The sequence below is a fragment of the Clostridium sp. AM42-4 genome (genome assembly GCF_003480105.1).
Classification (GTDB): domain Bacteria; phylum Bacillota; class Clostridia; order Lachnospirales; family Lachnospiraceae; genus Brotaphodocola.
This window is the reverse complement of record NZ_QUIK01000020.1, coordinates 1-20,095: the sequence shown is the minus strand read 5'-3', so window position 1 is coordinate 20,095 and position 20,095 is coordinate 1. Positions and strand designations below refer to the sequence as shown.

At 46.9% G+C, this 20,095-nt stretch carries 17 protein-coding genes and 1 tRNA gene; 10 read left to right on the top strand and 8 right to left on the bottom strand.

Translation table 11 applies throughout. The features are described 5' to 3' along the window. The first annotated feature begins 243 nt into the window (after window positions 1-243). On the top strand, window positions 244-609 hold the full coding sequence (locus tag DW922_RS14060) for a VOC family protein (protein ID WP_118726912.1): 366 nt from the start codon (window positions 244-246) through the stop codon (window positions 607-609). A gap of 575 nt (window positions 610-1,184) precedes the next feature. On the opposite strand, the gene rsmG is transcribed toward DW922_RS14060, so the two are convergent. The 8 genes from rsmG to rpmH all read right to left on the bottom strand — a co-directional run bounded on the left by rsmG (window position 1,185) and on the right by rpmH (window position 8,859). Continuing rightward, entirely contained in the window at window positions 1,185-1,919 is a 735-nt protein-coding gene (gene rsmG / locus DW922_RS14055; protein ID WP_118726911.1) for a 16S rRNA (guanine(527)-N(7))-methyltransferase RsmG, read from the bottom strand. Between the two features lie 165 nt (window positions 1,920-2,084). After that, entirely contained in the window at window positions 2,085-3,968 is a 1,884-nt protein-coding gene (gene mnmG / locus DW922_RS14050; RefSeq protein WP_118726910.1) for a tRNA uridine-5-carboxymethylaminomethyl(34) synthesis enzyme MnmG, read from the bottom strand. A 90-nt stretch (window positions 3,969-4,058) separates the two neighbouring features. Then, on the bottom strand, window positions 4,059-5,447 hold the full coding sequence (gene mnmE / locus DW922_RS14045) for a tRNA uridine-5-carboxymethylaminomethyl(34) synthesis GTPase MnmE (protein ID WP_118726909.1): 1,389 nt from the start codon (window positions 5,445-5,447) through the stop codon (window positions 4,059-4,061). Window positions 5,448-5,602: 155 nt separating this feature from the next. Beyond that, a complete protein-coding gene (gene jag / locus DW922_RS14040; protein WP_118726908.1) occupies window positions 5,603-6,709 on the bottom strand; it encodes an RNA-binding cell elongation regulator Jag/EloR in 1,107 nt (368 codons plus the stop codon). A 12-nt stretch (window positions 6,710-6,721) separates the two neighbouring features. Beyond that, complete coding sequence (locus DW922_RS14035; protein WP_118726907.1) at window positions 6,722-8,029, bottom strand: YidC/Oxa1 family membrane protein insertase; 1,308 nt, start codon at window positions 8,027-8,029, stop codon at window positions 6,722-6,724. A 19-nt stretch (window positions 8,030-8,048) separates the two neighbouring features. Next, window positions 8,049-8,264: a membrane protein insertion efficiency factor YidD gene (yidD, locus tag DW922_RS14030; RefSeq protein WP_347560216.1), complete on the bottom strand. Its 216-nt coding sequence runs from the start codon at window positions 8,262-8,264 to the stop codon at window positions 8,049-8,051. Between the two features lie 25 nt (window positions 8,265-8,289). Beyond that, window positions 8,290-8,634: a ribonuclease P protein component gene (gene rnpA / locus DW922_RS14025; RefSeq protein ID WP_118718382.1), complete on the bottom strand. Its 345-nt coding sequence runs from the start codon at window positions 8,632-8,634 to the stop codon at window positions 8,290-8,292. A gap of 90 nt (window positions 8,635-8,724) precedes the next feature. Further along, complete coding sequence (gene rpmH, locus DW922_RS14020) at window positions 8,725-8,859, bottom strand: 50S ribosomal protein L34 (RefSeq protein WP_118532075.1); 135 nt, start codon at window positions 8,857-8,859, stop codon at window positions 8,725-8,727. Window positions 8,860-9,294: 435 nt separating this feature from the next. On the opposite strand from rpmH, the gene dnaA reads away from it, so the two are divergent. The 9 genes from dnaA to DW922_RS13975 all read left to right on the top strand — a co-directional run bounded on the left by dnaA (window position 9,295) and on the right by DW922_RS13975 (window position 19,949). Further along, window positions 9,295-10,674: a chromosomal replication initiator protein DnaA gene (gene dnaA / locus DW922_RS14015; RefSeq protein WP_118726906.1), complete on the top strand. Its 1,380-nt coding sequence runs from the start codon at window positions 9,295-9,297 to the stop codon at window positions 10,672-10,674. 340 nt (window positions 10,675-11,014) lie between these two features. Further along, a complete protein-coding gene (dnaN, locus tag DW922_RS14010) occupies window positions 11,015-12,130 on the top strand; it encodes a DNA polymerase III subunit beta (protein WP_118718381.1) in 1,116 nt (371 codons plus the stop codon). 123 nt (window positions 12,131-12,253) lie between these two features. Then, entirely contained in the window at window positions 12,254-12,463 is a 210-nt protein-coding gene (locus DW922_RS14005) for an RNA-binding S4 domain-containing protein (protein WP_118718380.1), read from the top strand. Beyond that, window positions 12,460-13,545, top strand: coding sequence for a DNA replication/repair protein RecF (recF, locus tag DW922_RS14000; protein ID WP_118726905.1), 1,086 nt, complete (start codon window positions 12,460-12,462; stop codon window positions 13,543-13,545). The genes DW922_RS14005 and recF overlap by 4 nt, the downstream gene beginning before the upstream one ends. Window positions 13,546-13,589: 44 nt before the next feature. Beyond that, window positions 13,590-15,503, top strand: a complete 1,914-nt coding sequence (gyrB, locus tag DW922_RS13995; protein ID WP_118544000.1) for a DNA topoisomerase (ATP-hydrolyzing) subunit B — start codon at window positions 13,590-13,592, stop codon at window positions 15,501-15,503. 109 nt (window positions 15,504-15,612) lie between these two features. Further along, on the top strand, window positions 15,613-18,129 hold the full coding sequence (gene gyrA, locus DW922_RS13990) for a DNA gyrase subunit A (protein WP_118726904.1): 2,517 nt from the start codon (window positions 15,613-15,615) through the stop codon (window positions 18,127-18,129). 161 nt (window positions 18,130-18,290) lie between these two features. Then, window positions 18,291-19,133: a fumarate hydratase gene (locus DW922_RS13985; RefSeq protein ID WP_347560323.1), complete on the top strand. Its 843-nt coding sequence runs from the start codon at window positions 18,291-18,293 to the stop codon at window positions 19,131-19,133. A 12-nt stretch (window positions 19,134-19,145) separates the two neighbouring features. Continuing rightward, on the top strand, window positions 19,146-19,703 hold the full coding sequence (locus DW922_RS13980) for a Fe-S-containing hydro-lyase (RefSeq protein ID WP_118726902.1): 558 nt from the start codon (window positions 19,146-19,148) through the stop codon (window positions 19,701-19,703). A gap of 158 nt (window positions 19,704-19,861) precedes the next feature. Then, window positions 19,862-19,949, top strand: a tRNA-Ser gene (locus DW922_RS13975). Window positions 19,950-20,095 lie beyond the last annotated feature (146 nt).

The following is a 20,095-nucleotide window of genomic DNA, read 5'->3' as shown; positions in this document are numbered from 1 at the left end:
ATAATTTTAGGAAACTCTTTTAGCGTCACCTTTGTTATTTACCCATGTTTCACGTGAAACATTTTTTCAATCCAAATATCATTTTTGAGAACTCTTTTAACATTACCTTTGTTATTTGCTTATGTTTCACGTGAAACATTTTTTCAATCCAAATATCATTTCAGAAAACTTTTTCAGTATCACTTTTGTTATTACTCATGTTTCACGTGAAACATGAAATTAAATAAAAAGGAGATTTGTATTATGGTTCAATTTAATCACTTCAATTTTAACGTATTGGATTTAGACAAGAGTTTAAAATTCTACAAAGACACTTTAAATCTGGAACCTGTTCGCGAGAAAGAAGCATCCGATGGTTCCTTCAAGCTTGTTTATCTGGGCGATGGCACCAGCAACTTCACCTTAGAGCTCACCTGGCTCCGCGACCGCACTGAGCCATACAACCTTGGCGAATGCGAATTTCATCTGGCCTTTGTAACGGACGAGTACGAAAAGCTCCATGAGCAGCACAGGCAACAGAACGTAATCTGCTACGAAAACGAGGGAATGGGCATTTACTTCATCTCCGATCCAGATGGCTACTGGATTGAAATCGTGCCTGCTAAGTAACAATATCGCACAGTAAGTCTCTGTAAATACGGAAACACAAGCCAGCCGGTACAGGAACACATTTGGGTGAAAATCCTTTTGCTCGTGGGCTGCGCCGCCTATCAGCAGAACTGCGACCCAAACTCGCACGCGTTGCGTGCTCAAACAAGGGTCTTCATTCTGCCGCTATGCTCGCCCACTCACGGATTTTCAAACAAATGCTTATCCTGTACCGGCTGGCTTGCGTTTCCTGTCTACTGGCTTTACTAGAATAAAAACCTGCAACCATTACTGATTCGGCAGATAGTTAGCCTATCTCTGTCATTTCAGTAGTAGTTGCAGGTTTTTATGTAGTGGAGCCAACGCAGTAGAAAGCCCCCGCCCCGCCATGCGTAATAAGCATTCGTTAGCGAATTTTGCCCGTTTTGTGAGCATAGCGACCGTTTCGGAGCTCTGTCTGAGCGAACGCAGTGAGCGAGTTAGCGGAGGAACGGTCAATAGGCGGCGGAGCAAAACGGGAGAAAATTCGCGTGAATGCGTTTACGCATGGCGGGGCGGGGGCTTTCGGACTTATTGATATTTACTGTGCGATATTGTTACTTCCCTATCGGCTCTTTCGACGGTACTCCCGCTTTCCGCGGATATTTCTTCGCCGTCTTAGCAATCTTATCAATCATCACCAGGGATCGGTCTGCATCTGCCCCGGTCAGTTCGAAACGGATCACATCTGTAATGCTGCCGCCAAGGCTTTCGATCGCTTTGGTTCCCTGCTCCAGCTCCTCATCTATTTTACCGGATTTATACGGAATAAATGCACCACCCACTTTTACGAATGGCAGGCAATATTCCGATAAGGTTGCTGCGTTAGCAACTGCCCGGGAAACACAATAATCATAATGCTCACGGTATTTTGCATCCCGGCCAAAATCCTCTGCTCTTCCATGAATTGTTTCTACGTTCTGAAGTCCCAGCTGGCTGATCACTTCGTTTAAGAATTTGATTCTCTTATTTAAGGAATCCAGCAAGGTGATCTTCAAATTCGGAAATGCAATTTTTAACGGAATTCCCGGAAATCCTGCTCCTGTCCCTACATCAATAGCAGATGCTTTTCGGCCATCCTGAAGCGGCACTGCTTTTACAAGTGCCAGGCTGTCTATAAAATGTTTGCTTACCACTTCTTCCAGCTCTGTGATTCCAGTCAGGTTCATGACCTTATTCCATTCTACCAATAATTCATAATAATGATAAAACTGCTCCATCTGCTGTTCGGAAAGCGTAATCCCCAGCTCCGTGGTTCCCGCCTTCATTTTATCCACAAAAATCTGTTCCATAATCCCTCCTGTGTGGAATTTCGGCAAAGTCTGCCTCTTATAACTGTTTTATACGGAATTTTCAGTTGCATTACATATCGCGGATATACCAGTAATACGTCCGTTGATTCAGAAAATTGTTACTGTTCACACATTGCGCAAACAACAACAATATCCCTTAATCCTTTACTTACTATATCGCATCTGCTCCAGATGAACCAGAAGCACAGAAATATCTGCCGGGGATACTCCGGAAATACGGGATGCCTGTCCGATCGATGATGGTTTGTACAGGTTTAGCTTCTGCACCGCCTCTTTGCGCAGACTGTTTACCGTACTGTAGTCGAAATCCGGATCCAGTTTTTTCTTCTCCAGCTTCTTAAACTGCGCTACCTGCTGCTGCTGCCGCTTTAAATATCCTTCATATTTAATATTTATGTTAACCTGTTCTGCAGTATCGTATGGCAGTTCTGGCCGCTTCTCATCAAGTTCAGTTAACATAAAATAATCTAATTCTGGTCTGCGCACAAGCTCTGCGAGTGTTGCACCTGTCTTTAAAAGCGTGCTGTTATGTGCTTCCAGAAACGCCTGTACTCTTGGATTGGCACCTACATATGTTTTTTCCAGACGCTCTGCCTCTGCCTGAATGTCTTTTTCTTTCTGAAGAACCCTTGCATAGGTTTCATCATCGACAAGGCCGATCTCATGGCCGATTCCCCTTAAACGCAGGTCTGCATTATCCTGACGCAGCAACAGGCGGTACTCCGCACGGGAAGTCATCATACGATATGGCTCATGGTTCTCTTTTGTCACAAGATCATCGATCAAAACGCCGATGTACGCCTGGGAACGGTCCAGAATAACTGGCTCGCGTCCAAGCACCTTCATAGCGGCATTTACCCCCGCCATAAAGCCCTGCACTGCTGCCTCCTCATAACCGGAGCTTCCGTTAAACTGGCCACCGCTGAACAAACCGCTGATTGCCTTAAACTCCAGAGAAAGCTTTAACTGGCGGGCATTGATGCAGTCATACTCAATTGCATAGGCGTTGCGCACGATCCGCACATGCTCCAGCCCCGGTACCGTCCGGTACATGGCATACTGCACATCCTCCGGCAAAGAGCTGGACATACCGCCCAGATACATCTCATTGGTGTAAAGTCCCTCCGGCTCAATAAATACCTGATGACGTGTCTTATCTGGGAATTTCACTACCTTATCCTCAATGGACGGGCAATAGCGCGGCCCGGTTCCTTCGATCGCACCGGAGAACAGCGGAGAGCGGCCAAGATTATCACGGATGATCTGATGTGTCTCCTCATTGGTGTAGGTCAGCCAGCAGGAAACCTGTTCCTTCTGTACGGACTCTGGATCTGTAGAGAAGGAAAACGGGACAACCCGCTTGTCACCAAACTGCTCTTCCATCTTGGAAAAATCGATGCTGCGGCGGTCTGCACGGGCCGGGGTTCCGGTCTTAAAACGGAACATCTCGATGCCGTTAGCGATCAGGGAATCGGTCAGATGGTTCGCCGGCTGCAGGCCATTCGGCCCTGTTGCATTGCTGACATCGCCATAAATGCAGCGTGCCTTCAAATAAGTTCCGGTGGCCAGTACTACTGCCTTTGCGTGGTAAACTGCCCCGGAATAGGTCTTCACACCGGTGATCTTGTGATCCTCCACAATAATTTCAGATACCTCTGCCTGACGGATGGTCAAATGGTCCGTGTTTTCCATGGTATGACGCATCTGTCTGCTGTAATCCTGCTTGTCTGCCTGCGCACGCAGGGAATGGACTGCAGGTCCCTTAGACTCATTTAACATCTTGGACTGGATAAAGGTCTTATCTATATTTTTTCCCATTTCTCCGCCCAGAGCATCCAGCTCGCGCACTAAATGTCCCTTGGAGCTTCCTCCGATATTCGGGTTGCAGGGCATCAGGGCAATACTGTCTACACTGACGGTAAACACGATCGTCTCAAGCCCTAGTCTTGCACAGGCCAGCGCTGCCTCACATCCGGCATGCCCGGCACCGACAACTACAATATCATACGATTCTTCTAAGTATGGCATATTCTTAATTCCTTCCAGCTAATCTTTCTTACCAGGGAACTGTCTCATCCTCCCACAGTTCCTAAAGCATTCCCACACAACTTAGTAACTTTATTTTCCCATACAGAACTTACCAAAGATCTCATTGACCAGATCATCCTCCACGGCTTCCCCGATAATGGTTCCAAGCTGCTCATACGCGTCCATCAGGTCAATCGTCAGAAAATCCTCCGGCATCTGGTTTTCAATACTCTGCTTTACCATATACAGACTGTTTAATGCATTCTGCAGTGCAGTCTTATGGCGTACATTTGTGATCAGGATCTCATCGTTAAAATCAATGCTTCCCTCATAAAACAGATTCTGGATCGTTTTTTCCAGTTTGTCAATACCGGTCTCCTCTTTCGCTGAGATGGAAATAACCGTCTTGCCAGTCTTCTCCTGCAGCAGTTCTTCGCTGATCACCGTCTCCAGATCTGTTTTGTTTAGCAGCACCACAGCTTTGCGGTCACGGATCAGCTCCATGATCTGGGCATCGTTTTCATCCAGCTCTCTCGATCCATCCACAACATAAATGATCAGATCCGCCTCATCTGCTGCCAGCTTTGCCCTGCTGACACCGATCTGCTCCACCACATCGTCTGTCTCCCGGATGCCAGCTGTGTCGATGATGTTCAGGCTGATACCATGCATGCGAATATGCTCCTCCAGCGTGTCCCGCGTGGTTCCTGCAATATCTGTTACAATTGCACGTTCTTCCCCAAGCAGTACATTCATTAAGGAAGATTTTCCCGCATTTGGTTTTCCCAGAATGACCGTACGGATTCCCTCAGATACCACTCTTCCGCTGTCTGCGGAACGCACCAGCTTTTCTATTTCCCCAGTCATAGTATCCAGCTTTCCAGACAGCTCCTCCTCGTATCCATCCAGGGAAATATGCTCCGGATCGTCCAATGCCGATTCAATAAAAGCGATCTGGTACAGGATCCGCTCCCGTAAATCTTTCACCTTTTTTGATACAGAGCCCTTCAGCTGGCTGACGGAGCTTTTCACTGCGTAATCGTTCTGAGCATTGATCACATCAATGACTGCCTCTGCCTGGGACAGATCGATCCGCCCGTTTAAAAATGCCCGCTTGGTAAATTCTCCCGGCTCTGCCGGTCTTGCTCCATATTTAATTACTGTCTCCAGTATTTTTTTCATCACTAAAACACCGCCATGGCAATCAATCTCCACCGTGTCTTCTGCCGTATAGCTGTGCGGCCCCCGCATCAGCATGACCAGCACTTCATCCAGCATCTCGTCCCCATCGTGGATCATTCCATAGTAGATCCGGTGCGATGGCGCTGTGTTTAAATCGAAATTTCCTTTTTTACTCTCAAAAATCCGGCTTACAATCGGAACTGCCTGGTCTCCGCTTACACGGATGATTCCGATTCCGGAACTGCTCATGGCCGTTGCAATGGCCGTGATCGTATCTGAACTTCTATCCTTCAGCATAATTTCCTCCGACCCGGTCTGCACTGACCGGTCCATCCATAAATATAAAAAACGAAAAAGCGGATGCCAGGTGGTGGCCGAACCACTACCAGACACCCGCCTGATGCTTTTCCTTATGCACTACCTGCTGTTCACGTGTACGTGTCCAGCTTTTCTTATGCCTCAGCTTCTTTCACTGCAGCCTCTTTTTTCTCTGCAGCTGCTTCTGCTTTCGGCGCTTTGTTTTCTGCGTTTCTTCCTCTTCCACGGTTATCGCGGCGGGAACCATAACGCTCTTTTCTTCCATTTCCCGCCGGTACCTCTTTCTTTAAAGAAATGACAACATGGCGGAACGGATCTTCACCCTCACTTCTTGTCATAACGTATTTATCGTTCTGAAGTGCGGAATGAATGATTCTTCTCTCATACGGATTCATCGGCTCTAAGGATACCGGATGCTTGGTCCGCTTTACCTTGTAAGAAATATTTTTCGCCAGATTTTCCAGCGTCTCTTTTCTTCTCTCGCGGTAATTCTCTGTATCAAGCTTTACACGTAAATAGCCTTCGGTCTCCTTATTTACAACCAGGCTTACCAGATACTGTAAGGAATCCAGTGTCTGGCCACGTTTTCCGATGAGGATTCCCATGTCATCACCTTCCATGGAAACCAGAAGCTCCCGGTCGCTGGCATTGTATACTGTCTCGATGGAAACCTGCATTCCCATCGCGCCAAATACCTGCTCCAGGAATTCCTTCGCTGCTTTTTTTACAGCATCCTCGTTGATCTTTACAGAAGCCTTCTTCGGCATTTCCTCAGAGGCAGCTTCCTGTGCTGTCTCCGGTGCAGCTACTGCCTCATGCTTTGCTGCCGCTTTTTCGGAAACCGGAGCCTTCATTGCAGGTGCTGCTTCTGCCTTCTTTGTTTTAACAGCTTCTGTCTTTCTGGCCTCTTCTGCATTTCTGGCAGCCTTGGCCTGCGCAGCCTTCTTCGCTGCTTCGGCAGCTTTTTGTGCTTCCGCCTTTTTCGCTTCCTCAGCCTTTTTCGCTTCAGCAGCTTTTTGGGCCTCCAGCTTCTTTGCCTCAGCCAGCTCCTTCTCCTCCGCCTCACTCATCACATGGGCACGGATGATACAGGGTTTCTTACCAAAGATGCCAAGCAGACCAGCGCTCTCCTTCTGTACAACTTCATAATGAAGATGCTCACTGGTCGTCTGCAGTTCAATCAATGCTTTTGTGATTGCCTCGTCCAATGTATTGGCAGAGATTGTAATCTTCCCATCCATGGTGTTACCCCCTTATTTATTATTGTGTTTTTCGTTATATCTGGCAACCATGTTTGCCTTAGATGCCAGACTGCCAGGCTTCGCATTCTTATTATAATAGCTGTTAGCCTGCTCTACCTGCTTTTTGGTCTTCTCGATCTTCTCGGCACGCTCTGCCTCTTCCTTCGCTGCAACAGCCTCCATATGTTTCAGGCTTGCAGTCGCATTCTGGTTCACCTTCTGAGGCGGAAGACCTTTTTTCGCGCGTTTCTTGTTTGCCTTCTCCACATTCTTGCGGATCAGATCATCCATATCCACCTTATTCAGGTAAGAATTTACGATCAGCTGCTGCAGAAGCTGGAACGCACTGCTGGCTACCCAGTAGATACCGATCGCTGCCGGGAAGGTAAAGCAGAAAAATACAGACATAAGCGGCATGGTAACGTTCATGCTCTGCATCATCTGGGAGCCCATATCTTCCTCATTATTCTTCTTCGGCTGGGATGCCATCATCAGCTTGGTGCTGGCGTACTGGGTTAAACCTGCCAGAATCGGGATCAGCCATGCCAGGTTCGGCACAAAGCTTCCGTTAAACGGGTTCGATGACAGGTTGATACCAAGGAAGGTGTTCATCTTCTCGATAGTAGCCGCATTGTCTGCAATGACAGATGCTGCACCCGGGAATGCCTGCGCTAAATCTCCCCACTGTGCCGGATTCAGCTTATAAAGGATATCGACCATTTTATTGGCCAGCGCCTCACCGCTTACCCCGGTCAGATCTCCGATCGGGTTCACTCCTGTTAATGCGATATTGTGGTCAGTCGCAAACTGCAGCAGGCTTGCTGCTGCTCCCTCAGTCAGGGAAGACACGGAAGAAGTTCCGGTCAGTGCATAAACCACATTTAAAAAATGCTCCTTTACCGGCATAACATAAGCCGGAATACAGTAAATCACGCGGTACAGTGCAAACAGAATCGGCATCTGGATCACAAGCTGGAGACATCCTCCAGTCATGGACGTGCCGTATTTTTCATAAACAGCCTTCGTCTCCACGTTCATCTTCATCATGGAGTCATTGTCTTTCTTACCCTTGTACTTTGCCTGGATCGCCTGCAGCTCAGGCTGCATGACAGCCATCAGCTTGGATGCCTTCTGCTGCTTGATCGTCAATGGGAACATCAGTACTTTCACAACTAAGGTAAATAAAATAATAGATAAACCAATGTTCAGGATACCAAAGGAATTGGTAAACTCAACCAGTATATTCAGGATCCAACCCAGGATCTGGGAAATCGGACCAAGAATCGCCCCATGAACCTTCGTTAATACTAAGTAATCCAATGTGCTACCTCCTCATGTGTTACGGAACTGGGTCATAACCGCCTTCTGCCCATGGATGACACCGGAGTATCCTCTTCACAGACAACCATAAACCTTTCACCACGCCGTACCTGGTAAGTGCCTCAATGGCGTATTGGGAGCACGTCGGCGTGTAAATACAGTGAGTTCTTACTTTTAACGGGGATAAAAAAATCTGGTACCCGCGTATCATTAATATAAGAAGCTTTTTGATCAGATCCATAATCCTGCTTATCATATTCTCACTTCGATTCTCTTATAATGTTATGCAGTCCGCACAGGTGCATAAATGCACGTTCAATTGTCTTGTAATCTGAGTCTTTCGCAGCAGCTCTCGCTACCACAACGATGTCTAATCCTTCTTCCAATGTGTCCCGGTTCAGCCGGAAACTTTCCCGAACCAGACGGGCCAGATGATGTCTCACCACGCTGTTTCCAACCTTTTTACTGACCGATATTCCAATACGGGACTGCTGCCCCCCGGTCTTTTTTACATACATGACCAACTGTCTGTTGGCATAGGATTTCGCAGTGCGGTAAATTGCCTGGAAATCAGAATTCTTTTTAATACTCGGAAATCGTTTCATCTTCTATTACCACCATACCACTACTTTTTCATCTGGTAATACAAAATACAAAAGGTCACAATTTCTTGTGACCTTCAATTCAATGATTCATTAAGCGGATAATTTCGCTCTTCCTTTTGCTCTTCTTGCAGCTAATACTTTTCTTCCACCTGGAGTACTCATTCTAGCTCTGAAGCCATGAACCTTAGATCTCTGTCTATTTTTCGGCTGGAAAGTCATCTTCATGTTGCGGCACCTCCTTTTTTACATCGCTTATTTGATTGAACACATTACGACTATTTTAATTAAACATCTTCTCAATTATATAGAAAACATGCGGGTTCGTCAAGCCTTTTCTTAAAAAAGAATCCGCAGGAAATCCACAAAAAATAAAGGATCTCCAAAGACCTCCCACACACAACCTGTTGATATTGTGAATAAGTTATCCACAACTTGTGGATAAGTCTGTTGATAATTTTCACAAAACGGCTAAGATTTTTCGGTTTTCATTGAAAAACAGCCGTTTATGGTATACAATGTTTCTAGATTGGGTGCTCTCGCATATCCACAAACAGGCCCATTTTTTTCCACATACACTGTGGATAGCTTACGCCGGATTTTAATTCTGATCATGGCCGCACAGCAACCACCCGTATAGATTAAGTACAGGAGACTGAAAGAATGTTAGAAACACTGAAAGAAAAATGGAACGACATACTGAAATATTTAAAAGAAGAATATGAGATCTCCGATGTCTCCTTCGATACCTGGCTTCTCCCATTGGAGGTCTATGCCTTAGAGCAGCCGGGAAACATCGTGAAGATCATCGTTCCGGATGCCAATTTCCTCGGATATATTAAGAAGAAATACAGTGTCATGCTGAAAGTATCCATTGAAGAAGTTACCGGCATCAAGTGTGATACGGTCCAGTTTCTTGTGGAGGAAGACATTGTTCCGGAACCGGCATCTGCAAACCAGCTGATTCAGAATAATACCAATACGGTAAGCCCGGCCACCCTGCAGAACGCCAACTTAAACCCGAAGTATACCTTCGATACCTTCGTGGTCGGTGCCAATAACAACCTGGCACATGCTGCATCCCTGGCTGTTGCCGAATCTCCGGGAGAGATTTACAACCCGCTTTTCATTTATGGAGGCGTAGGTCTTGGAAAAACGCACCTGATGCACTCCATTGCAAACTTTATTTTAAAAAACAACCCGAAAGCCAAGATCCTTTACGTTACTTCCGAGAAGTTTACCAATGAGCTGATCGATGCGATCCGTAATAAAAACAACATTTCCACCACGGAATTCCGCGAAAAATACCGCAACAACGATGTACTTCTGATCGATGATATCCAGTTCATCATTGGTAAGGAAAGTACCCAGGAGGAATTTTTCCACACCTTCAATGCACTTCACGAGGCCAAAAAACAGATCATTATTTCTTCTGATAAACCTCCGAAGGAAATTGAAACCCTGGAAGAACGCCTGCGTTCCCGTTTCGAATGGGGCCTGACGGTCGATATCCAGTCTCCGGATTACGAAACCCGTATGGCAATCCTCCGCAAAAAAGAGGAAATGGAAGGCTACAATATAGATAATGAAGTAATTAAGTATATTGCGACCAACATCAAATCCAATATCCGTGAGCTGGAAGGTGCCCTCACCAAGATTGTTGCCCTTTCCAAGCTGGAAAAGAACCGTGAGATCGACATTGAGCTGGCTGAAAAAGCACTGAAAGACATCATTGCTCCGGGTGATAAGCAGGAGGTTACCCCGGAATTCATCATCCAGATCGTTGCCGATCATTTTAACCTTACCCCGCTCGACATTATGTCCGCAAAGCGCAGCAAGGAAATCGTTTACCCGCGCCAGATCGTCATGTATTTGTGCCGTACCATGACAGAAACCGGCCTGCAAAATATCGGTAAAGCTCTGGGCGGCCGTGATCATACCACGATCCTTCATGGCATTAAGACCATCAGCGCAGACCTGGAGAAGAATCCATCTCTCCAGAATACGATCGATATTTTAAAGAAAAAAATCAGTCCTCAGTAAATTAGTTAACATAAAGCTTAGCTTGGTTGACATAAAACATGCCACAGCCCCCTTTTCCAGTTATACACATTTTTCTGTGGAAAAGCAGTGGATTCCCTGTGGGTATTCTGTGGACACTTTTCAAGACAATTTTTTCCATTTTTCCACTTGTGGATAACCTCCCAGTCATCCAGAAGATTCAGGAGAGTTTTCAACAGTCTTATTCACGCCCGGAAATCCTTTTATTTTCTGGGCTGAACAGGCTTTTACACAAATCCACATCCCCTACTACGATTACGACGGAATTTTATTTTATATATCTTTAAAAAGACTTTGAACCGACAGAAAGGAAGTTATCAACATGAAGCTCGAATTTAAGAAAGACTCTCTCTTAAATGGAATCAATATTGTATCCAAGGCAATTCCATCCAGAACAACCATGTCCATCCTCGAGTGCATTCTGATTGATGCCGACACCAATGAGATCAAGCTTACCGGTAATGATATGGAACTGGGAATTGAGACAAAAGTAGAAGGTTCCATCCTCGAACGCGGTAAAATTGCACTGGAAGCAAAGCTTTTTTCTGAAATTATCAGAAAACTTCCAGATGGCGATACGCCCGTATCGATTACTTCTGATAATCATTTTAATACGGTCATTGAATGTGAGAATGCAGTATTCAATATCCAGGGCCGGGACGGCGAAGAATTTTCTTATTTACCTTATATTGAGCGGGACCAGCATATCAGTCTGAGCCAGTTTACCTTAAAAGAAGCAATCCGGCAGACTATTTTCTCCATCTCTCCAAATGACAGCAATAAGATGATGGCGGGCGAGCTTCTGGAAGTGAAAGATGATTTTCTCAAGGTGGTTTCCCTGGACGGACACCGGATCTCCATCCGCAACATTCAGCTAAAAGAACATTATGATAACCATAAGGTTATAGTTCCGGGTAAGACACTTTCTGAGATCAGTAAGATCCTGACAGGTGACAATGAAAAAGAGGTTCTTATTTATTTCAGCAAAAATCACATTTTATTTGAATTCGATGATACTGTAGTGGTTTCCCGCCTGATCGAAGGCGAGTACTTTAAGATTGACCATATGCTTTCCAGCGATTATGAGACCCGTGTAAAGATCAATAAACGTGATTTTATGGATAATATCGACCGCGCGATGATCCTGATCCGCGACAGTGACCGCAAACCGATCATCATGAATGTAGAAGATAATAATCTGAACATGAGGGTGAAGTCCGCATTCGGTTCTATGAATGCCAATGTTCCGGCACACAAATCCGGTAAAGATATCATGATCGCATTCAATCCGAAATTTTTGCTGGATGCGCTTCGTGTCATTGACGATGAGGATGTGGAGCTTTACATGATGAACCCGAAGTCCCCATGCTTTATCAAGGATGAAGAAGGAACCTATATTTATCTGATCCTGCCTGTAAACTTTATCAATGAAGCATAAAACCATGAGGGCACCAGGGTGCTATAAAGCATCGGTAAAATCCGTTGCTGTTTGCGCAAAGCGTGAACAGCAGCGTACAAATGGATACGAAACAGAGCAAACAGAGGTTTAGAGAGGAAAATTATGGAAATCATTAAACTGAGAGATGAATATATCAAGCTTGGCCAGGCCTTAAAGGCAGCTGGTCTTTGCGAATCTGGCGTCGATGCCAAGTATGCAATCGAGGACGGACTGGTAAAGGTAAACGGAAATGTAGAGTACCAGCGTGGCAAAAAACTTCACGACGGCGATGAAGTAACTTTTCAGGGAGAGACTATCCGGATTACATTATGATCATAGAGTCCATTGAGCTTCAGAATTACCGGAATTACGATCAATTACATATGGAGTTTTCTCCGGGCACCAATATTCTTTACGGGAACAATGCCCAGGGAAAGACGAACATTTTAGAGGCAGTTTATGTCTGCTGCACCACCAAATCACACCGCGGCAGCAAGGACCGGGAGATGATCCGGTTCCAGAATGATGAATCCCATATTAAGCTTACGGTGCGCAAGCGGGATGTCCCGTACCGCATCGATATGCATTTAAAGAAAAATAAGGCAAAGGGTGTGGCGATCAACGGGATTCCGATCCGGAAAGCCAGTGAGCTGTTTGGGATTGTGAATGTGGTGTTTTTCTCACCGGAGGACTTAAACCTGATTAAAAACGGTCCGGCGGAGCGGCGCAAATTCATTGACCTGGAATTGTGCCAGTTAAATAAGCTTTACGTGCACTCTCTGGTATCATACAACCGGGTCCTGCTGCAGAGGAATAAGCTTCTGAAAGAGCTGTTCTTTCATCCGGAATATGAAGGAACCCTGGATGTGTGGGATATGCAGCTAGTCCAGTATGGAAAAGAAGTGATCCGCTTCCGGGAAGAATTTATCGGACAGCTCAATGAGATCATTTCTGAGATTCACCAGAAGCTGTCCGGCGGAAAAGAAAACTTAAGGATCGTGTACGATCCCAATTCCCAGGCAGAGGAGCTGGAAGCAGGCATTGCCAGAAGCCGCAGCCAGGATGTGAAACAGAAGACAACCCTGGTGGGTCCGCACCGGGATGACATTGGTTTTTACACCGGTGATATCGATATCCGGAAATTTGGTTCCCAGGGACAGCAGCGCACTGCGGCGCTGTCGTTAAAGCTGGCAGAGATTGAGCTTGTAAAAAAGCTGGTGCGCGATTACCCCATCCTTTTACTGGATGATGTTCTTTCTGAGCTGGACGGGGAGCGGCAGAACCATCTTCTGTCTGCGATTGATCATATCCAGACAATGATCACCTGTACCGGATTGGAGGATTTTGTAAATAACCGTTTTCAGATGGATAAGCTGTTTTGCGTGGTAAACGGAACCGTGACCAGTGAAAACTGACGATAGATAAGCAATAGAGATATTTTTGACTAGGAGGAAATAACATGAGTGCAGAATACGGAGCAGACCAGATTCAGATCCTGGAAGGGCTGGAAGCGGTCCGGAAGAGACCTGGTATGTATATTGGCAGCACTTCGTCCAGGGGACTTCATCACCTGGTTTATGAGATTGTAGATAATGCGGTAGATGAAGCTCTGGCCGGTTACTGTGACAGAATTGACGTCACGATCCATGAAGACAATTCCATCACGGTACTGGATGATGGTCGCGGCATTCCGGTCGGCATTCAGAAAAAAGCCGGTATTCCTGCGGTAGAGGTTGTCTTTACGATCCTTCATGCCGGCGGCAAATTCGGTGGTGGGGGATACAAGGTATCCGGCGGTCTGCATGGCGTAGGCGCGTCGGTTGTAAATGCTCTCTCTACCTGGCTGGAGGTACGTGTTTACCAGGATGGCAAGATCTACCAGCAGCGCTATGAGCGTGGTAAGGTGATGTATCCGTTAAAGGTAGTTGGGGAATGCGATGCGGACAAACACGGAACCGAGGTTCATTTCCTGCCAGACCCGGAAATTTTCGAAGAGACCGTATATGATTTCGATATCCTGCGTATCCGTCTTCAGGAGACTGCGTTTTTAACCAAGGCATTAAAGATCACTCTGCGGGACGACCGGGAAGAAAAGAAAGAAAAAGTATTCCATTATGAGGGTGGTATCCAGGAATTTGTTACCTACTTAAACAAGGGCAAGGCAGCGCTCTACGATAATGTGATTTACTGTGAAGGCACCAGAGACGGTGTGTTTGTTGAGGTTGCCATGCAGCATAACGATTCTTATACCGAGAACATCTATACCTTCGTAAATAACGTAAATACCCCGGAGGGTGGTACCCATCTGGCTGGTTTAAAAAATGCGCTGACCAAGACCATCAACGATTATGCCCGCAAGAATAAGCTGTTAAAGGACAGCGAGCCGAATTTAAGCGGTGAAGATATCCGTGAGGGCTTAACTGCGATCGTCAGCATCAAGATCGAGGAGCCACAGTTTGAGGGCCAGACCAAGCAGAAGCTTGGAAACAGCGAGGCCATGGGAGCGGTAAACAGTATCGTCAGTGAGCAGCTGACGTACTTCTTAGAGCAGAATCCTGCTGCAGCCAAGACCATCTGCGAGAAATCTGTTCTGGCCCAGCGTGCCCGTGCCGCAGCGAGAAAGGCCCGTGACTTAACCAGAAGAAAGACTGCATTAGAGGGAATGGCACTTCCGGGCAAGCTGGCAGACTGTTCCAACAAGGATCCGGAAAAATGTGAGATCTTTATCGTAGAGGGAGACTCCGCAGGCGGTTCTGCGAAGACAGCCCGCTCCAGAGATACCCAGGCGATCCTGCCGCTGCGCGGTAAGATTTTAAATGTGGAGAAGGCAAGACTGGACAAGATCTATGCCAATGCGGAGATCAAGGCGATGATCACGGCATTCGGAACCGGAATCCATGACGATTTCGATATTTCCAAGCTGCGTTATCACAAGATCATCATCATGACCGATGCGGATGTAGACGGAGCCCATATCAGTACCCTGATGCTGACCTTCTTATACCGCTTCATGCCAGAGCTGATCAAGCAGGGGCATGTATACCTGGCACAGCCGCCGTTATACAAACTGGAAAAGAATAAAAAGATCTGGTACGCTTACAGCGATGAAGAACTGGCTTCGATCATCAAAGAAGTGGGACGAGACAATAACAATAAAATTCAGCGTTACAAAGGTCTGGGAGAGATGGATGCAGAGCAGCTCTGGGAGACCACCATGGATCCGGAGCGCCGTATCCTGCTTCGTGTCAACATGGACGACGATGTGGCATCCGAGCTGGATCTGACCTTTACCACCTTAATGGGTGACCAGGTTGAGCCGCGCCGTGAGTTTATCGAGGCAAACGCAAAATATGTACAGAATCTGGACATCTAACTGGGCAGTGCAAGGCTTTGGGCAGCAGGCAGCTGTTCATGGCCTACAGTATTCTGCAGGATGCCGGACGGATATGCAACCGTAACAATGAGACAACAAGGAGAACAATATGGAACCAAATATTTTTGATAAAGTTCACGATATAGATTTGAAATCCACGATGGAAAAATCCTATATCGACTATGCCATGAGCGTTATCGCGTCCCGTGCCCTGCCGGATGTGCGGGACGGTTTAAAGCCGGTTCAGCGCCGTGTGCTTTATTCCATGATCGAGCTGAATAATGGACCGGATAAGCCACACAGAAAATGCGCGCGTATCGTCGGCGATACCATGGGTAAATATCACCCGCATGGTGACAGCTCTATCTATGGAGCTCTTGTAAATATGGCACAGGAATGGTCTACCCGTTATCCGCTGGTGGACGGGCATGGAAACTTTGGTTCCGTGGATGGCGATGGTGCGGCTGCGATGCGATATACCGAGGCCCGCTTAAGCAAGATCTCCATGGAGATGCTGGCTGACATTGGAAAAGATACCGTTGATTTTATACCGAACTTCGATGAGACCGAGAAAGAGCCGGTTGTGCTCCCGGCCCGGTATCCGAACCTGTTAGTGAACGGTACTACCGGTATTGCAGTTGGTATGGCAACCAACATTCCGCCTCACAATCTGCGTGAGGTCATTGGTGCTGTCGTAAAGCTGATCGACAACCGTATCGAGGAAGACCGCGACACAACCCTGGAAGAAATTTTAGAGATCGTAAAAGGCCCGGACTTTCCGACCGGAGCAACGATCCTTGGAAAAGCAGGCATTGAGGAAGCCTACCGCACCGGACGCGGCAAGATCCGGGTACGTGCAGTATCCGATATCGAGACGATGCCGAACGGTAAGAGCCGTATTGTAGTGACCGAGCTTCCGTATCTGGTAAACAAGGCAAGACTGATCGAGAAGATCGCAGAGCTGGTCAAGGAAAAACGGATCGACGGAATTACTGATCTGCGCGATGAGTCTGACCGTCAGGGTATGCGCATTGTCATTGAGCTGCGCCGTGACGTCAACGCAAACGTGATCTTAAACCAGTTGTTAAAGCATACCCAGCTGCAGGATACCTTTGGTGTCATCATGCTGGCTCTGGTCGATAACCAGCCAAAAGTATTAAATCTGCTTGAGATGCTGACTTACTATCTGCGTCATCAGGAAGATGTTGTTACCAGAAGAACAAAATACGATTTAAATAAAGCAGAGGAGCGTGCCCACATCTTACAGGGCTTGCTGATCGCCTTAGACCACATCGATGAGGTCATCCGCATCATCCGTGGTTCTGAGAATGTCCAGATTGCAAAGCAGCAGTTGATGGAGCGCTTCGGACTCAGCGATGCCCAGTCTCAGGCAATCGTAGACATGCGTCTGCGTGCACTGACCGGTCTGGAACGGGAGAAGCTGGAAAACGAATACAAAGACCTGATGGCAAAGATTGAGGAGTTAAAGGCAATCCTGGCAGATGAGAAAAAGCTGTTAGGCGTGATCCGCGAGGAAATCCTTGTGATCTCTGACAAGTACGGCGATGACCGTAAGACTGCCATTGGCTTTGACGAGTTTGATATGTCCATGGAGGATCTGATTCCGAATGAGAATACCATCGTGGCGATGACCAAGCTTGGCTACATCAAGCGCATGAGCGTCGATAATTTCAAGAACCAGAACCGCGGCGGTAAGGGAATCAAGGGCATGCAGACGATCGATGAAGATTACATCGAAGACCTGCTCCTGACCAAGACTCACAATTACATTATGTTCTTCACCAACAAAGGCCGCGTATACCGCCTGAAGGCTTACGCAATCCCGGAGGGCAGCAGAACCGCCCGCGGAACTGCGATCATCAATCTTCTGCAGCTGCAGCCGGAGGAGAAGATCACGGCGATTATTCCGGTGAAGGAATACCATGAGACCGATTATCTGTTCATGGCAACCCGCGGCGGCATGGTCAAGAAGACTCCGGTAAAGGAATACGAGAACGTCCGCAAGAACGGTCTTCAGGCAATCGTGCTGAAGGAAAATGATGAGCTGATCGAAGTAAAGGCAACCGATAATACGAAAGATATCTTCCTGGTAACGAAGAAGGGACAGTGCATCCGCTTCCATGAGACCGATGTGCGCGTAACCGGCCGTGTATCCATGGGTGTGATCGGTATGAAGCTGAATGAAGGCGATGAAGTAGTCGGCATGCAGATGGATACCCAGGGTGAAAAGCTTTTGATCGTTTCTGAGAACGGTATGGGCAAACGGACCCCGATCGAGGAGTTCACGGCACAGAACCGTGGCGGTAAAGGTGTGCTCTGTTACAAGATCACCGAAAAGACCGGTGATATCGTAGGTGCAAAGCTGGTACACGACGATCATGACATTATGATGATCACGAACGAGGGCGTTGTGATCCGTATTTCCGTAGAGGATATTTCTGTAATCGGCCGGAACACTTCCGGTGTCAAGCTGATGAACATCGATCCGGATTCTGATATCCGCGTAGCAAGCATCGCGAAGGTGCGGGATGACGGAGCAAAATCCGAGGGAGATGGAATCGAAGATCTGGAACTTTCCGAACAAGAAACAGATCAGCAGGAATAAAGAACAGGGTCTGGTCCTTGTAAGAATAAAATTAAAAGGCAAGTAAACGAGGATGCTGCCGGCTGTTTTCCCTGAAATAAGAGGGAAGGGCAGCTGGCAGCATTTTTAGGTTCCATAGGAAATATAGATTTTCACATTTAATAGGAGATGGTCAGAAGATGATAAGAACAGTAAACGTAAGTGAAATTACAGCTGCAGTAAAAGAAATGTGTATCGAAGCCAATCATTTTTTATCAGAAGATATGGCAGAGCGGATGAAGCTGGCAGTAGAGCAGGAAGAATCACCGCTTGGAAAACAGATTTTAAACCAGCTGCAGGAAAACCTTAAGATCGCAGGTGCGGATATGATCCCGATCTGCCAGGACACCGGAATGGCAGTTGTATTTATCAAGGTAGGCCAGGATGTGCATTTGGAAGGCGGCAGCCTGACCGATGCCATCAACCAGGGCGTACACGATGGTTATGTAGATGGCTTTTTGAGAAAGTCCGTTGTGAAGGATCCGATCTTAAGAGAAAATACGAAGGATAATACTCCGGCTATCATTCATTATGAGATTGTGGAGGGTGACCGTATCGATATCACGCTGGCACCAAAAGGCTTTGGCAGTGAGAATATGAGCCGCGTCTTTATGCTGAAGCCGGCAGACGGAATCGAGGGCGTAAAGAATGCCATTCTGACGGCAGTAAAGGATGCCGGTCCGAACGCATGCCCGCCTATGGTTGTGGGTGTAGGAATTGGCGGCACCTTTGAGAAATGCGCCATCATGGCAAAGCATGCCCTGACCAGAAATCTGCATGAGCATTCCGAGGTTCCTTATGTAGCAGACCTGGAAAAAGAAATGCTGGAGCGCATCAACGGATTGGGAATCGGACCGGGAGGCCTGGGCGGACGTGTAACAGCATTATCCGTGAATATCGAGACCTATCCAACCCATATTGCCGGACTTCCAGTTGCAATTAATATCTGTTGTCATGTAAACCGTCACGCACACCGTGTATTATAGAAGGAGATTCCTATGGACAGAAAAATTCAGGTACCGATCAGCAAAGAAGATGCAAAAAGTCTGAGAGCAGGGGACTATGTATACCTGACCGGAACGATTTATACCGCAAGAGATGCTGCTCATAAACGGATGCAGGAAGCACTGGATGCAGGAAAGTCGCTTCCCATTGATATGGAGCGCAATGTCATTTATTATATGGGACCTTCACCGGCCAGGGAGGGCAGACCGATCGGCTCAGCAGGACCGACTACCGCAAGCCGCATGGATAAGTATGCTCCGAAATTAATTGATCTGGGACTCGGTGCCATGATCGGAAAGGGAAAAAGAAGCCAGGCGGTGATCGATGCGGTCGTAAGAAATAGCTGTGTTTATTTTGCTGCAGTCGGAGGCGCAGGTGCACTGCTTTCCAAATGCATCCTTTCCTCCGAAGTGATCGCGTATGATGATCTGGGAACCGAGGCAATCCGCAAACTGGAGGTAAAGGATTTTCCTGTGATCGTTGTCATTGATTCAGAGGGAAATAACCTGTATGAAACCGCAATCCGCTCTTATTCGCGTGCTGCGCAATAGCAGCGGGATCTTGCCGATGCTGTGCATTTCAAACCGGCAAGATCTGCTGCGAAATTTTTTTGAAAATGTTGTTGACAAAGTGGAGTCCGTGCTATATAATAGGCAATGCGTCTGAAAACGTAAGTTGAAGCGCAAGATCATATGGAATTATGAAATTCGGAGAAATACTCAAGAGGCCGAAGAGGCGCCCCTGCTAAGGGTGTAGGTCGGGCAACCGGCGCGAGGGTTCAAATCCCTCTTTCTCCGCTCTATTCCAGATGATTCTTTTTTTCTCTGAAAGACAAAAAAGTCTGGAAAGAAAAATAAAAAAGTTGTTGACAAAAGCGAAAACATCTGATAAGATATAACACGCTGCTGAAAACAGCAAAGCGAATCTGAAAAGATTCAAAAAG